A 12,898-nucleotide genomic window follows, 5' to 3' on the forward strand; every position below is an offset into this window, starting at 1 on the left:
CTTGATTGGTCACTCAGTTCATTGAAACCTAATTTGATACCAAGGTATCTAATTGGATTATCATCAACGAGTGCCCACACAGATTGATAGGTCTATATTGTTAAAGAGCTTGCTTCGTAAGCTTTGCTAACGAAGCGGAGGCATATTCTAAGGAATTAATTCTTAGTGTCAAACACTTTTTAAAATTAATTTTTAGAAGCTTTTCTTTCGCCTCATTGCCAACTGCTTTCGCGTTTCCGCTTTGCCCTGACAACGGAGGCGCATTATAAGGAGATGATTTTTCTTGGCAACCCTTTTTTAGAAAAAAACTTAAAAAAAAGCGTCGAGTGATGAAATCTCACTCAAACGCTTATTTTTAGCACTCAAATGTTAGCATTAGGTAGCAAATCGGCAATCAATATGTGTCTAACCAAGACTCTTCAAAGCTGTTTATATCAAGATCCAGTGATTGCGACGCTTCGATTTGCTCAATTGCCTCTAATTCTTTATTCACACTGCTCATCGTTAATGTGTTGTTGTCTAGCTCAAACACCTGGCTTTGGGTCGTATAGTAGAATTTCAGTATCGTCAGCGCTTTTATGTCGTACTCAGCAGAAGCGGCTTTAATGCTTTTCAGTTTGCGAAAGATCTTGTTGTGCAGCTGCTTGAGTTTCCAGACATACAACACTTCTTCCATATAAGGGCGTGTTTTGAATTGGTTCAACAAAGACAGTGAAGTGGCTAAGGCGAGCACAACACCAATTAAGTTCCAATGAAAGTTCCCCGTCGACTGTTCAGGTACTACATCTGTATTACCAAACAAGACGATTAATAGCGTACTAAAAGCAAGAGAAGAGATAGCAAGCAAGGCAACAAAGCCACCAATCACCAGGTTAACCTTCTTTCTATAGACTTGTTTATTTATTTTTTTGATTTCCATATACCGCTCCTAACAGGTTGCCTCTATTCTAACTAGCATACTCCGTACGGCAATCGAAGCTTTGTAAGTAAGTTCACATTTGCTATTAAACTCGCATCCCTTCCCTGCTTGGGTATATACTTCCGCGCATTCACTCTTCCTATATAGAGGCTAAATTCATGCGCTCTTTTGTTTTACGAGCTCGCGCGGCACCAACCACCAGCAAAGCACTGTTAGAAGGTGTTGGTAATGAAGCGCATACAGAGATACTTGCTCATACCATGATGAACACCATGTTCGTTGCTCAATCTCATCGCGAAGATGTGGTTGTGTACTTGGTTCTAGAGAGCACCAAGGATTTTTCACGTACTATTACGATTCGCTCAAACGACATCACTAACATCGGCGGCTTTCATGAGTCAACGTTGATAGCAGCGGTCGCTCGTGCTTTAGATGCGTCTGTGGGTATGGGCAAAGAGCAGCTTCGTGAAGTAGAGCCTGGTATTACCGTTCGTACGGTAAGCTTCGAACGTCTGGTGCAAGAACTGGCAGAAGACCACCAGCTATATATGTTGGACAAAAAAGGCGAATTTGTCCGTGACGCAGAAATCGGGACAAACCCATGTTTCTTGCTAACTGACCATATTCCGATGCCGAAGAAGTCCTTTAACAGCTTAAAGCGCCTTGGCACAGGAAAGATCAGCTTAGGTCCTAAGATGCTTTTCGCTTCTCAGTGTGTGGTATTGATCCACAATGAATTGGACATCCGCGAATTTTAATTCTCGCGAGTTAATCATTCGATAAAAAAAAGAGGACTCCATTGAGTCCTCTTTTTGTTTCTATAGGAATGCTAGGTTTACTTACCACCGATACTCAAACGTGCAAAGCGTACGTCTGGCGAGAAGAAAGTACGACTATCGTTAATAAGCTGAGTATCACCTACTGCCTCAATCTCTTGCAGCATCTTGTAGAAGTTACCCGCGACCGTGATGCCACGCACTGGTTGAACGCGCTTTCCATCACGACACAAGAAGCCACTAGCACCAAATGAGAAATCACCACTCACTGCATCCGCGCCAGAGTGAACACCTTGAAGTTCGACGAGCTCTAAGTACTCACCCGCTTTTACTTCTGACGCACAGCTGTCACCTGTCGCAATCACTTTGTGATTTGCGGATACGTCTAGGCTCGATTTTGCCCCGCGAGCAGCACTTGCCGTCGAGACTGCACCCAAGTAACTTGCTGTTTGACTGTTGTGTAGCAAGGTTTTCAATTCACCATTGGCAATCATGACATTATCTTGAGTAGCAAAGCCTTCACTATCAAAACCCGCAATGGCCATACCATTTGGCATATAAGCCGCGTCGGTAAAGGTAATCAACTCACTCGCAACACGTTGACCAAGCTTATCACCCAGCGGCGTGATGCCTTTCATTGCACTGACACCAGAGAAAGCACTACCGAATGCGCCAAACAAACTTGCTAGCGCATTGATGTGGAAGATAGCTGGATAGTTACCCGTCGCAACTGGCTCGCCTTCGAGAAGATCACGAGCAAGGTTGTAACCGCCTTCGATACAGTAAGCTGGGTTCAACTCATCAAAACGACGTCCAAGTGACATTTGCCCCGCCATCGACTGTTTGCCGTCTTTTTCAAACAAGGTATACGCATAACAAGTAAACGCTCGTTCGAAATGTTGACACAACGTGCCTTGAGTATTGGCGATAATCAGTTGAGTCTCGCCATCGCTATAGCCATTGTAAGGTGAGCTAGAAGCGTGAGGTAGAGCCACGACGCCTTGCTCAAGCGCGAGAGAAAGTTCGATTTTTTCGTCAACTGAAGTCGCATCTTCTTGCGCAATCTCAGTTACATCGGTCGTGATTTGGCTATTCACGCAGCTAATGGTCTGATGTTCATCTTGCTTAGAAAAGCGAGCGCTTTGCAGTGCATTGGTCAGCATCAAATCTAAGCTTGGTTGCTCTAGTGATTCAGAGTAGCTTGTTGCAACGCGCGCATTTTTCACAACACGAACACCCAGAACTTGGCTTGAGCTTACTTTGTACTCATCCAACTGTCCTTGGTTCGCTTTCAGAGAAAAGCTGCTGTTGCGGTTTACAATCACGTCAGCTTCTGCACCTTGACGCTTTGCTTCTGATAGGACGTAATCAACCGCATTAAGAAGTTGTTTTTCTTGGCTCATTAGTTACCGCCTCCTACCAGAATATTATCTACTTTCAATGTTGGTTGACCGACTGTGGTTGGCACTGAGCCACTTACTGAACCACACATGCCCGGAGCAAGCGCCATGTCTTTGCCGACCATGCTGATTTCTTTTAACACTTTTGGCCCCGTGCTGATAAGCGTTGCTGTTTTCAGAGGTTTGGTGATTTTGCCATTTTCAATGAGATAAGCTTCACGAACGGCAAAGTTGAACTCCCCCGTGCCCGGCTGAACCGAGCCGCCGCCCATCTTCTTCGCATAGATACCACGTTCGATACCTGCCAGCATGTCATCAAGTGAATGCTCGCCTTGTTCAATAAAGGTGTTACGCATACGCGAAGTCGGTGCGAACTTGTAGTTTTGACGACGACCAGAACCTGTAGGCTCGTAACCTGTCTTCATGCCACCCATTTTGTCAACCATAAAGCTCGTTAGCTTACCGTCTTTGATCAACTGAGTACGCTGAGTCGGCATGCCTTCATCATCAATATGAATCGAGCCCCATTCGTTGGTCATGGTACCATCATCAACTGCATTCACGGCAGTGTGAGCTATCATTTCGCCCATCTTGTCGTGGAATACGGATGCTTTTTTAGCAACTGAAGTGGTTTCTAGCAAATGACCACACGCTTCGTGGAAGATAACGCCGCCAAAGCCGTTACCAATCACCACTGGCATTTCACCCGATGGGCACGCATCCGCGCCAAGTTTCACCAACGCTTGTTGCGCAATAGTTTGACCGAGTTCTTTCGCATCAAGTTGTTCACTGAACTCCCAACCAGCAAGTGCACCTGGCCCTTCCATACCAGAAGATTGCTCATTACCTTTTTGAGCTACGGTATTACCAACAACACGAATGTAATGGCGAGTATCGTCAACGTGTAGACCTTCTGAGTTGAAGATAGACACTTGTTGTTCGCGCTGAAGCACACTACCAATGAACTGGCTAATGTGTTCACTCTCTGCACGTGCTGCTTGGTCAACTTGCAATAGGAAAGCGATTTTAGAATCTAGGTTAGCGTCTTTGCCAAGTGGCATACGACAACCATGTTGAATTGGGTAGCGGTTCAGATTGAGAGAACCTGTTGAAACGATTTGCTCACGCTTGTCTTTTGCAGCAAGCAGTGAGGTTACGCGTTTCAGTTCGGCTTCATCGGTGCTGTTGGTGTAACCGTAAAGCACTTTATGACCGAAGAAGAGACGAATACCGATACCAAAATCAATACCCGAGTTAACCTTATCCACTTCACCAGATGCGATCTGGACCGTGTTGGTTTGATGGTGTTCAACGAATAACTCAGCGAAATCAGCCCCTAAAAACAGAGCGTGATCTATCACCGCTTTCGCCGTTACAGAATTAAGCATGAGATCTCCTTGCTCGTTGATCGTTCTCGCCTTCCTTGTCTTTGAGTTAGACTCTATCTAGTCGCTTTATAAGATAACTCAAAGACATATTGGCAACGCGTTAAATGTTAACACTTTATTAACCTTGTTTTATGCTAATCCTTGTTAAATTAAAGAACGATTCGTTACGTAATATGTCGATATCTCGATATTAGATGGTGTCTTTTGCTGCGACTTTCAATGCAGCACGTCATTTGCTCTGATGTCTATCCTCTATTACCTCTGCCACACCTCATATTTAATCGATAGATCCTCATAACAGGAAAAAGCACGTGCAGCTTCACTGGGGGAACTGCTATGCTCTTTGCGAAATAGTCGGGGAGCCAATGCAGTTCATGCGTTGGCTGAGATCGAAATTCGAGACCCGTTGAACCTGATTCAGTTAGCACTGACGTAGGGAACTATCACCACTTTGCCACTAGCTGATCTTGAACTCCATCAGTTCAGCTAGCCTCAACGGATCCGATCAACAATCTTCCTTTGCGATGGCCAAGTCTGTTCCTATATGTCTTGTAATAGGAGCAACCATGGCGCAGCAGTCAAGACAAGAAAAACCATCAACACTGCCACAAGCAACATCTTCATCCAACACACCGATTGTGTTGACGATTGCAGGTTCTGATAGCGGTGGAGGCGCAGGCATTCAAGCCGACATCAAAGCCTTGTCCGCAACCGGCAGTTTTGCTTGCTCAGTGATCACGGCGATTACTTCGCAAAATACCCAAGGCGTTTCTGCCATTTTCCCTATTCCTCTCGACCATGTAGAAAGCCAACTCGACGCAGTATTTACCGATCTCAACATTGTCGCCGTCAAAGTCGGCATGCTGACAGATTCCAACATCATTAAAGCCGTTGCCAACAAGATTAAGCAATACCGCCCTAAACACCTTGTGGTTGACCCTGTAATGGTGGCCACCAGCGGCGATTTACTCCTTGAACTGTCGGCGATCAACACATTAAAAGAAGTGCTGATTCCGCTAGCAGACATCATTACCCCTAACCTACCTGAAGGTGCAGCATTGACGGGCAAGCCGGTGCCTCAATCAGAGTCTGAAATGAACGATATGATTTCTGATTTACGTGCACTAGGTGCAAAAGCAGTGCTGTTAAAAGGCGGCCACTTAGAGAAAGACGAAAACAGCAACGATCTGTTGATCATGCCAGACAGTTCTGAATTGATTAGCGCCAAGCGCTTCTCAACCCAAAACACCCATGGCACAGGCTGTACCCTGTCTTCAGCTATCGCGTCTTACCTTGGTCAAGGCAACAATCTGCACAAATCCGTTCATCTGGGTAAGCAGTATATAAGCCAAGCCATAGCGCACGCAGATGAGCTTGAAGTCGGTAAAGGTCATGGTCCTGTGAACCACTTTTTTGCAGATTACACGCATGTGCGCTAATGCACTTTGGTGGTATTAACGAAAGTAACATTCCGCAGCTTGGCGCAACTGGCGTTCACGGCTTGGCTTTGGTTTCGGCCATTTGCCATGCGGAAGATCCAAAAGCCGCATCGGAGTACCTACTGCGTTTGATGAACTAGCTTACTTGTCCTTTAAACACAAAGCGCTTATGGATGAGCGCATTTGCATTTCAACACTTTCTAATACCGCGCTTCATCAATGAACGACATCGATGTCACTTTCACATTCGAATTGACACAGCGTTGATAAGTTTTTCACATCGATTGTCGTAAGATAGCTGCCTAATTTCGACTGCTGTATGACTTTTGATGAAAACTAAAAAATACGGTTTGATGATGCTCGCCTTGTTCATTCTTGGCATCATCCCGCTTTCGCTGTTTGCCTCGTATCACGATCTTACTTCTCACGTTTCTGATGGCACTGGCATTCTCTTTACTCTGCTGACGGATTCTGCGGGCAGCAAAGGCTTTTTGATTACCTTAACGCTGTTGGTGTTGTCCCTTTATCGCTTCAAACCAACCCAGTCTGACTGGATGCAAAAACTGTCTATGCTGGGATTGTTACTGGTGATTGGTTTTGCCAGCAAAACAGGCTTAAAGCTGATGACAGAAAGCCCACGTCCCTACACCGAATTGCTTGCCGCAGAGCAATTGATTGAGCGCCCAGAAGCGTTTTATCAACTAGCAACCCCACAGCAAGCGAATGTTATAGGACAGATTTCTGAGAAAGTCAGCGAATGGCGCACTCGTCACTGGCAAGGCGAAAAGGATTACTCTTTCCCATCTGGTCATACGATTTTCGTTTCTATCTGCTTAGCTTTCTTTGGTGGGTTACTTTTGCAGCATAAGTGCTATTTCTCTGCTGTAACTTTGTGGGTGTGGGCAATGGGCGTGGCTTACAGCCGTTTATGGCTCGGCATGCACAGAATTGAGGATTTGATTGGTTCGGTGGTGTTCGTTACGGTAGTGTTCAGTTTGATCCCTGTGTTTCAAATTACCAAAAAACTGCCTTTTATTTCTTTAACAGCAAAATAAAGCTCAGCAAGTCCAGATAAAAAGAAGCTAGCAAGTTGCTGGCTTCTTTTTTGATATAAACCTAATACACCAAACTTAGAATTAGATGTTGTTTATCAAAGTATTTTTGATATGTTTGAGAAATAACACTCAATCACAAGGCGGGGAACTGTGCGTGCTTTCGCTCAACATAACAACACATCGAACGACACTTAAACCGCTTACGATGGACAATTGGGCTTTGTACCAACGTCTGCACACCGATCCACACATTATCACCCTGTGTTTTGATCCACCTTCTGACTCCGATCTGATGCACAAGTTCGAGTCACGCCTACCTGCATGGACACCACAAAGTGATCATTGGTTATGTTTAGTGATTTACGAAAAGCAAACCTCGCAGCCTATTGGAATTACAGGCTTTGTTCTGCAAGAAGGCAAAGCCGAAGTGGGATACTTATTGTTGCCGGAGTTTTATGGCCAGCAATACGGTACGGAATCACTCGCAGCCGTCATCGAATGGGCAACAAACGAACATCAGATTTCGCACTTTTCCGCCAAGGTGACGGAGGGCAACATTGGCTCTGAACGGGTTCTGGAAAAGTGCGGATTCCAACTCACCGAAACCATCCCAGGTGCGTATAAAATAGGTGAACAAAAGTACGCCGATAAACTCTATTCACTGCAAAAATAAAGGCATATTTTGCAGAAAGTACGAATAAAGGAGATTCAAACATGATCTCTCTTTTCGATTGGGGAAACACCTTAATGGTCGATTTTCCCGAGGCACAAGGAAAATGTGCGATTGGGAATATGTAGAAGTTATTCCCCAAGCGAGAGAAACCTTAGCTAAGCTCTCGAGTAAGTACCCTATTTATATTGCCACCAGCGCGTCAGATTCCTCCCTGGAAGATGTACAATGCGCCTTTCAACGAGTCAAACTCGATCAATTCGTTACTGGTTACTTTGCTTTGCTAATCTTGGCATCCAGAAAAATCAACCAGCCTTCTATCACACCATTGCCGAGCAACTTGGTGTTCCTGTCAATCAACTCACGATGGTGGGAGACCTTCCCAAAAAAGACATTTACCCCGCATTGGAAGCCGGATTAAACGTCATTTGGTTCAATCCTCGAGAATTATTGATTAAGCATTCAACAATGGCACGTTATTACGAATCAAACCACGACGCACATTGGTACACATTTTTCCAAAACGACGCAGCTCATCAAACTGAGGCGTAATACCGCGCTCCATTGCCGACTCCCAATAACTCAGTTCAGAATCGACCATTTCTAACAATTTTTTCGGACAACCAATACACTTACCTTCAGGCCCACAAACAAACGTTTCTGGTTCGTAGATCGGCAGTTCTGCTTTCACTTGTGTAATGATATCGCGCATTGCGGTCATTCGATCTGGCTTAGCGGTCATAACTCTGCTCCCAATACAACTAAGGAGCAGGATTGTACTCTCTGGCACGGAAATATCCCCGCCTAATTTAGATAATTTTTACTTTTTCTTTTACGCACGCTAGCGAACATCACCACCGCCAACATGAACACAAAATTAACATTATAAATCAACGTGTTAATTAAGTAATAAAATTTAAAATCACTCTCATAACGCTCTCGGCAAGATTGGCGAAGATCACACTCGCTTGGGTATCACTTCGATAAGATTCATTATGCGTGGCGCAAACAAAACCACATCAGTGCCACATTCACAAACCACTTGAAAGTTATCACTATGATATTAAGACGTATTGTTATCTCAACTTAAAGCGCGTCTCCAATGTGTTGCAAAAATAAAGAGCTCTTCCCCATCATTAGGCGCAAAGAGATATATACTTATACCCAAGTAACCTCTCGATACTCGGTTACTTGGGTATAGACAGAGAACGGTACAGGAGGGAATCTTATGGAACTGCGCAATAAAGCGGGTGATACTGCGAAAATTGCAGATAATCTAACCCTTAAAGAAATCACTGAAATGGGTTACACCGTTGATCTTTGTGATGAAGCATTCGATCCAAACGAACATTGGAAAGCAGAAGGCCAAACTCAAGAGAGAGGCGAATACCCAGAAGAGTAATGAAACACCATTTCTGCCGAGTGAGTGATCGCTCGGCCTCATCCCTCAACACGTAGCATTGCTTCTTTTACCTCGTCATTCGTTATCTATACCTATACCTTCCGACGACAATTGCAAAATAACATTTTATCCACATTCAGCCATTCCTTTCCCCTACTTGTGCATGCCATAATCGACGACGATAAAAACCTCAATAAAGCAAACATTTGAAGGATCAAAATGACAGCAACGGAATACCTAAACGACCTCAACCAACGTTACCTCGCTATCCATCGCACCAAAGAAGACTTCTTTTGGGAAACGTACATGGGCATCAGCGACGACCACGATGGCTCGACAAAAGCACAAACAACTTGGACGAATTTTTTAAGCAACGCCGAACAAATCTCAGCCATCAAAGCACAACTTGAAGCGGCTGAAGCGATCGCTGATCCACAAGAGAAACAACAAACGCAAATTGGTCTGCAAGGCTGGTTAGCCACGTTTGAATCACACGCTATTGAAGGCGAGCAAGCTCAAGCGCAAAAAAATGCTCTGATTGCATTTGAAGCCGAGTTGTTCGAGAAAAAGCAAAACCACGTCCTGATGTTTACCAATGAAAACGGCGAGCAGATAGAAGGATCTTTGCCGGTATTGTCTTCGACGATTCGCGCCAACAATCACGAAGAAGTGCGTCAATCAGCACACCAAACGCTGCTCGACCTTGAGCAATGGTTGCTACAAAACGGCTTTATTGAGCTGATCAAACTGCGTAACCAATTTGCGCGTTCTTTAGGTTACGAAACCTTCTTTGATTACTCAGTGAAGAAAACAGAGAAGATGAGCTCAGAGCAACTGTTCAACATCTTGGATGACTTTGAACAACGCACGCGCGAAGCACATCTAAGCAGCTTAACAAACCTTGCTGAGCAAAAAGGTCAAAGCGCACTGACTGGCTACAACTTTGTGTACTCGTTCGCGGGTGACGTCATGCGTGACCTAGATCCGTACGTACCGTTCTCAAAATCGCTGCGTCGCTGGGTGGAGTCGTTCGGTCGTCTTAACATCGAATATTCAGGCGCAGAACTGACGCTAGACCTGCTTGATCGCAAAGGCAAATACCCGAACGGTTTCTGCCATGGACCTATCCCATCGTTCTACAACCAAGGCGAGTGGGTTGCAGCGCAAGTGAACTTCACCAGTAATGCTAAGCCAGACCAAGTTGGCAGCGGCTACGATGGCATCAACACCTTGTTCCACGAAGGTGGTCACGCTGCGCACTTCTCTAACGTGAAGATGAACGCGCCGTGTTTCTCTCAAGAGTTCGCCCCGACGTCCATGGCATACGCAGAAACACAATCCATGTTCTGTGACAGCCTGTTGACCGATGCCGATTGGCTAAAACAATACGCGTTGGACGCAGAAGGTAATCCAGTACCGGATGAGATCATCCAAGCGATGATCAACAGCCGTCAGCCATTCAAAGCGTACGAAGAGCGCAGCATTCTAGTTGTGCCGTATTTTGAACGTGCGCTTTACCAATTAAGCGATGAAGAACTGACGCCAGAGCGCATCACTAAACTGGCGCGCGATTGTGAAAAGCAGATCCTTGGTTTGGAATGCAGCCCACGCCCATTGATGGCCATTCCACACCTTCTGTCTGATGAAGCAGCGTGTGCCTACCACGGTTACTTGCTAGCACACATGGCGGTTTACCAGACTCGAGCTTACTTCCTCGACAAGTTTGGCTACCTGACTGACAACCCAGAGATTGGTCCGCTACTGGCGAAACATTACTGGCATGCAGGTAACCACCTATCGCACAACGAGACTATCGTTAGTCTCACGGGTGAAGGCTTTAACGCTAAGTATCTGGCAGATGTGTGTAACCTATCCCCAGAACAAGCATGGGAAGTGCAGCAGAAGAAGATTGCCTCGCTGCAAACTCGTGAACGTGCCCCAGTGGCGTCTTTAAATGCCAGCATTAAAGTGGTGGATGGCAGCAAAGAGCTTGCAAGCAATGCAGTCTCAGACGAGCAGATGTGCGAGCAGTTTGAGCGCTACATCCAAGAGACGTACGGTCGATAAGCGAAACCAAGAGCTAGGGGTATACCCAAGTAGAATTGGTAAAAGCCGAACTCCTTAAACTGATTGATGTCACTCGTGCCGAAGAAGGTTGTATCAACTACGACCTTCACCAAGATAACGAAAACCCAGCGAATTTCACTTTCTACGAAAACTGGGAATCACGCGAACTATGGCAACAACACATGGGTAACGAGCACCTAGTGGAATACATGAAAGCCACTGAGGGTGCTGTGGATGTCTTTACTCTGAATGAAATGTCGTACATCGGTTAAACCACAGCACAGCACAGCACAGCACACATTAAAAGCCAGCAACGGTTACCCTACTGGCTTTTTTCTCTTTTACTCCATGCATCTTCGACTCAGATATAACATAAATTTATCATAATAAGAATAATTGATAATTTCATGTAATTCACACCACCCCATATACTCTCTCCATCGAAACGAATTCCCAATCATCATCAGCGTTTGGAGCACAGTTATGAAAATGAATCACGTAGGTATCATGGTCGGTGAAATGGACAAAGCCGTTGAGTTTTACACTAAAGCTCTGGGTCTAAAAATCGTCATGAACAACACAAAAGTAATTGAAGAGCGCGAAACGGCAATCGGTCGTATGTGTATCGCGGTATTCGGTGAAGGTTTTAAAGGCTTCAACATCGCACACCTTGTGACGACAGATGGTATCGGCGTTGAACTGTTTGAAATGAAAGCGCGTCAGGAACGTCACGAAGTGGATTTCTCTCGCCTCGGCATCTTCCACTTCTGTCTGCAAACAGACGACTTCGAAGGTGCGATCAAACGCACAGAAGAATTTGGTGGTAAAGTACGTATGGATATCATGCGCTACCACCCAGAAGACGATAGCAAACCGGCGCAGATGGTTTACCTGGAAGACCCGTTTGGTAACCTATTCGAACTTTACTCGCATACTTACGAAGAAACTTACGCATCTGATTACGAATAATTCAACACGTAAGAGACAGAAAGGATTGGCATTGTGCCAATCCTTTTTTAGTTTGAATCACGCAGGTTAATCGCTACCCCATTGATTGAAAAGCAGATTCACCGCCACTTACGACTCAACAAAACTTGGCTGAGGTGATGTCATCCAATAAGCTATCAAGCTGGTAAACCACCTCATAGCTGGCTTTCTCCATGGCTTTGATGGCGTTGTTCATCGAATGAGTGTCCGCATTTTTGCCATACTTAAGTGCGTTAATTCCATGCTCGTGCACTAACTTATGTGGCTCTTCTAGCAGAGCAAAACTACGCCGTTCTTTATATTGCGTACCCGCACCTTTGTAGTCGCTTGGATATATACTCTTCTCAAGGAAGAACAAAGGACAGAATCCGATGGCAAATCACAGCAACCCAATTGAAATTAGAGCGATCGACCACGTGGTGCTGAGAACCTGTAAACTGAACGACATGCTACGCTTCTATCGAGATATATTGGGCTGCCACATTGAACGTGAATTACCCGACCTAGGGCTCACCCAGTTACGAGCAGGCTCTGCCATTATTGATTTGGTGACCGTCAACGGTGAACTAGGCAGGCTAGGAGGAAAACCGCCAAGCCAAGACGGGCGCAATCTGGATCACTTCTGCCTACAAATTGGAGTTTATGAAGAAGCAGCTCTTCTCGACTATCTGCACCAGCACAATGTAAATGTTGCTGAATTTTCTGAACGTTATGGCGCGCAAGGCTTTGGGCGCTCAGTGTATATTGAAGATCCTGAGGGCAATGTGGTGGAGCTCAAAGCTCAAAAATAAAATG

General features: G+C 45.3%; 15 protein-coding genes, 1 pseudogene and 1 riboswitch. Of the genes and pseudogenes, 11 read left to right on the forward strand and 5 right to left on the reverse strand.

The window, feature by feature from the left end:
• Window positions 1-394: 394 nt before the first annotated feature.
• Window positions 395-919 (reverse strand): DUF3087 domain-containing protein, encoded by a 525-nt coding sequence (locus AK965_RS03790; protein WP_099078357.1) that lies wholly within the window; start codon window positions 917-919, stop codon window positions 395-397.
• Between the two features lie 158 nt (window positions 920-1,077).
• Here AK965_RS03790 and trmY point away from each other — a divergent pair, with 158 nt between their 5' ends.
• Complete coding sequence (gene trmY, locus AK965_RS03795; RefSeq protein ID WP_099078358.1) at window positions 1,078-1,677, forward strand: tRNA (pseudouridine(54)-N(1))-methyltransferase TrmY; 600 nt, start codon at window positions 1,078-1,080, stop codon at window positions 1,675-1,677.
• A gap of 77 nt (window positions 1,678-1,754) precedes the next feature.
• Here the strand turns inward: trmY and AK965_RS03800 are convergent, their stop codons facing one another.
• Window positions 1,755-3,098: a TldD/PmbA family protein gene (locus tag AK965_RS03800; RefSeq protein ID WP_099078359.1), complete on the reverse strand. Its 1,344-nt coding sequence runs from the start codon at window positions 3,096-3,098 to the stop codon at window positions 1,755-1,757.
• Window positions 3,098-4,483, reverse strand: coding sequence for a TldD/PmbA family protein (locus tag AK965_RS03805; RefSeq protein ID WP_099078360.1), 1,386 nt, complete (start codon window positions 4,481-4,483; stop codon window positions 3,098-3,100). Before AK965_RS03805 ends, AK965_RS03800 begins: the two co-directional genes overlap by 1 nt.
• A gap of 345 nt (window positions 4,484-4,828) precedes the next feature.
• A riboswitch (TPP riboswitch) is annotated at window positions 4,829-4,939 on the forward strand.
• 110 nt (window positions 4,940-5,049) lie between these two features.
• Between AK965_RS03805 and thiD the strand changes: the two genes are divergently transcribed.
• The 5 genes and pseudogenes from thiD (at window position 5,050) to AK965_RS03830 (ending at window position 8,199) form a co-directional block, all read left to right on the forward strand.
• Window positions 5,050-5,922: a bifunctional hydroxymethylpyrimidine kinase/phosphomethylpyrimidine kinase gene (gene thiD / locus AK965_RS03810; protein ID WP_172438062.1), complete on the forward strand. Its 873-nt coding sequence runs from the start codon at window positions 5,050-5,052 to the stop codon at window positions 5,920-5,922.
• Window positions 5,922-6,062 (forward strand): hypothetical protein, encoded by a 141-nt coding sequence (locus AK965_RS03815; protein ID WP_119464194.1) that lies wholly within the window; start codon window positions 5,922-5,924, stop codon window positions 6,060-6,062. Before thiD ends, AK965_RS03815 begins: the two co-directional genes overlap by 1 nt.
• 189 nt (window positions 6,063-6,251) lie before the next feature.
• A complete protein-coding gene (locus AK965_RS03820; protein WP_099078361.1) occupies window positions 6,252-6,977 on the forward strand; it encodes a phosphatase PAP2 family protein in 726 nt (241 codons plus the stop codon).
• Window positions 6,978-7,131: 154 nt separating this feature from the next.
• The gene (locus tag AK965_RS03825) at window positions 7,132-7,650 is read left to right on the forward strand and encodes a GNAT family N-acetyltransferase (RefSeq protein ID WP_099078508.1); all 519 of its coding nucleotides are present in this window, start codon (window positions 7,132-7,134) and stop codon (window positions 7,648-7,650) included.
• A gap of 41 nt (window positions 7,651-7,691) precedes the next feature.
• Window positions 7,692-8,199 (forward strand): annotated as a pseudogene (locus AK965_RS03830) (HAD family hydrolase).
• Here the strand turns inward: AK965_RS03830 and AK965_RS03835 are convergent.
• The gene (locus AK965_RS03835) at window positions 8,102-8,389 is read right to left on the reverse strand and encodes a hypothetical protein (RefSeq protein WP_099078362.1); all 288 of its coding nucleotides are present in this window, start codon (window positions 8,387-8,389) and stop codon (window positions 8,102-8,104) included. The pseudogene AK965_RS03830 and the gene AK965_RS03835 overlap by 98 nt on opposite strands.
• Before the next feature lie 486 nt (window positions 8,390-8,875).
• On the opposite strand from AK965_RS03835, the gene AK965_RS03840 reads away from it, so the two are divergent.
• The 4 genes from AK965_RS03840 (at window position 8,876) to AK965_RS03855 (ending at window position 12,085) form a co-directional block, all read left to right on the forward strand.
• Window positions 8,876-9,049 (forward strand): hypothetical protein, encoded by a 174-nt coding sequence (locus AK965_RS03840; RefSeq protein ID WP_099078363.1) that lies wholly within the window; start codon window positions 8,876-8,878, stop codon window positions 9,047-9,049.
• Window positions 9,050-9,268: 219 nt separating this feature from the next.
• On the forward strand, window positions 9,269-11,116 hold the full coding sequence (locus tag AK965_RS03845) for a M3 family metallopeptidase (protein ID WP_099078364.1): 1,848 nt from the start codon (window positions 9,269-9,271) through the stop codon (window positions 11,114-11,116).
• A 35-nt stretch (window positions 11,117-11,151) separates the two neighbouring features.
• Window positions 11,152-11,388: a putative quinol monooxygenase gene (locus AK965_RS03850; RefSeq protein ID WP_099078365.1), complete on the forward strand. Its 237-nt coding sequence runs from the start codon at window positions 11,152-11,154 to the stop codon at window positions 11,386-11,388.
• Between the two features lie 211 nt (window positions 11,389-11,599).
• Complete coding sequence (locus AK965_RS03855; protein ID WP_099078366.1) at window positions 11,600-12,085, forward strand: VOC family protein; 486 nt, start codon at window positions 11,600-11,602, stop codon at window positions 12,083-12,085.
• A gap of 115 nt (window positions 12,086-12,200) precedes the next feature.
• Here the strand turns inward: AK965_RS03855 and AK965_RS03860 are convergent, their stop codons facing one another.
• Window positions 12,201-12,461 (reverse strand): CZB domain-containing protein, encoded by a 261-nt coding sequence (locus AK965_RS03860; RefSeq protein ID WP_099078367.1) that lies wholly within the window; start codon window positions 12,459-12,461, stop codon window positions 12,201-12,203.
• 13 nt (window positions 12,462-12,474) lie between these two features.
• Here AK965_RS03860 and AK965_RS03865 point away from each other — a divergent pair, with 13 nt between their 5' ends.
• Window positions 12,475-12,894 (forward strand): VOC family protein, encoded by a 420-nt coding sequence (locus AK965_RS03865; RefSeq protein ID WP_099078368.1) that lies wholly within the window; start codon window positions 12,475-12,477, stop codon window positions 12,892-12,894.
• The last annotated feature ends 4 nt before the right edge of the window (window positions 12,895-12,898 follow it).

This window comes from Vibrio sp. PID17_43, assembly GCF_002608565.1.
GTDB lineage: Bacteria > Pseudomonadota > Gammaproteobacteria > Enterobacterales > Vibrionaceae > Vibrio.

Excerpts from the sequence above, each read along its gene's own strand:
- AK965_RS03815 (WP_119464194.1), top strand. The coding sequence starts at position 5,922 with ATGCACTTTGGTGGTATTAACGAAAGTAACATTCCGCAGCTTGGCGCA.
- AK965_RS03805 (WP_099078360.1), bottom strand. The coding sequence starts at position 4,483 with ATGCTTAATTCTGTAACGGCGAAAGCGGTGATAGATCACGCTCTGTTT.
- AK965_RS03845 (WP_099078364.1), top strand. The coding sequence starts at position 9,269 with ATGACAGCAACGGAATACCTAAACGACCTCAACCAACGTTACCTCGCT.
- AK965_RS03790 (WP_099078357.1), bottom strand. The coding sequence starts at position 919 with ATGGAAATCAAAAAAATAAATAAACAAGTCTATAGAAAGAAGGTTAAC.
- AK965_RS03800 (WP_099078359.1), bottom strand. The coding sequence starts at position 3,098 with ATGAGCCAAGAAAAACAACTTCTTAATGCGGTTGATTACGTCCTATCA.
- AK965_RS03835 (WP_099078362.1), bottom strand. The coding sequence starts at position 8,389 with ATGACCGCTAAGCCAGATCGAATGACCGCAATGCGCGATATCATTACA.
- AK965_RS03820 (WP_099078361.1), top strand. The coding sequence starts at position 6,252 with ATGAAAACTAAAAAATACGGTTTGATGATGCTCGCCTTGTTCATTCTT.
- trmY (WP_099078358.1), top strand. The coding sequence starts at position 1,078 with ATGCGCTCTTTTGTTTTACGAGCTCGCGCGGCACCAACCACCAGCAAA.
- AK965_RS03865 (WP_099078368.1), top strand. The coding sequence starts at position 12,475 with ATGGCAAATCACAGCAACCCAATTGAAATTAGAGCGATCGACCACGTG.
- thiD (WP_172438062.1), top strand. The coding sequence starts at position 5,050 with ATGGCGCAGCAGTCAAGACAAGAAAAACCATCAACACTGCCACAAGCA.
- AK965_RS03840 (WP_099078363.1), top strand. The coding sequence starts at position 8,876 with ATGGAACTGCGCAATAAAGCGGGTGATACTGCGAAAATTGCAGATAAT.
- AK965_RS03855 (WP_099078366.1), top strand. The coding sequence starts at position 11,600 with ATGAAAATGAATCACGTAGGTATCATGGTCGGTGAAATGGACAAAGCC.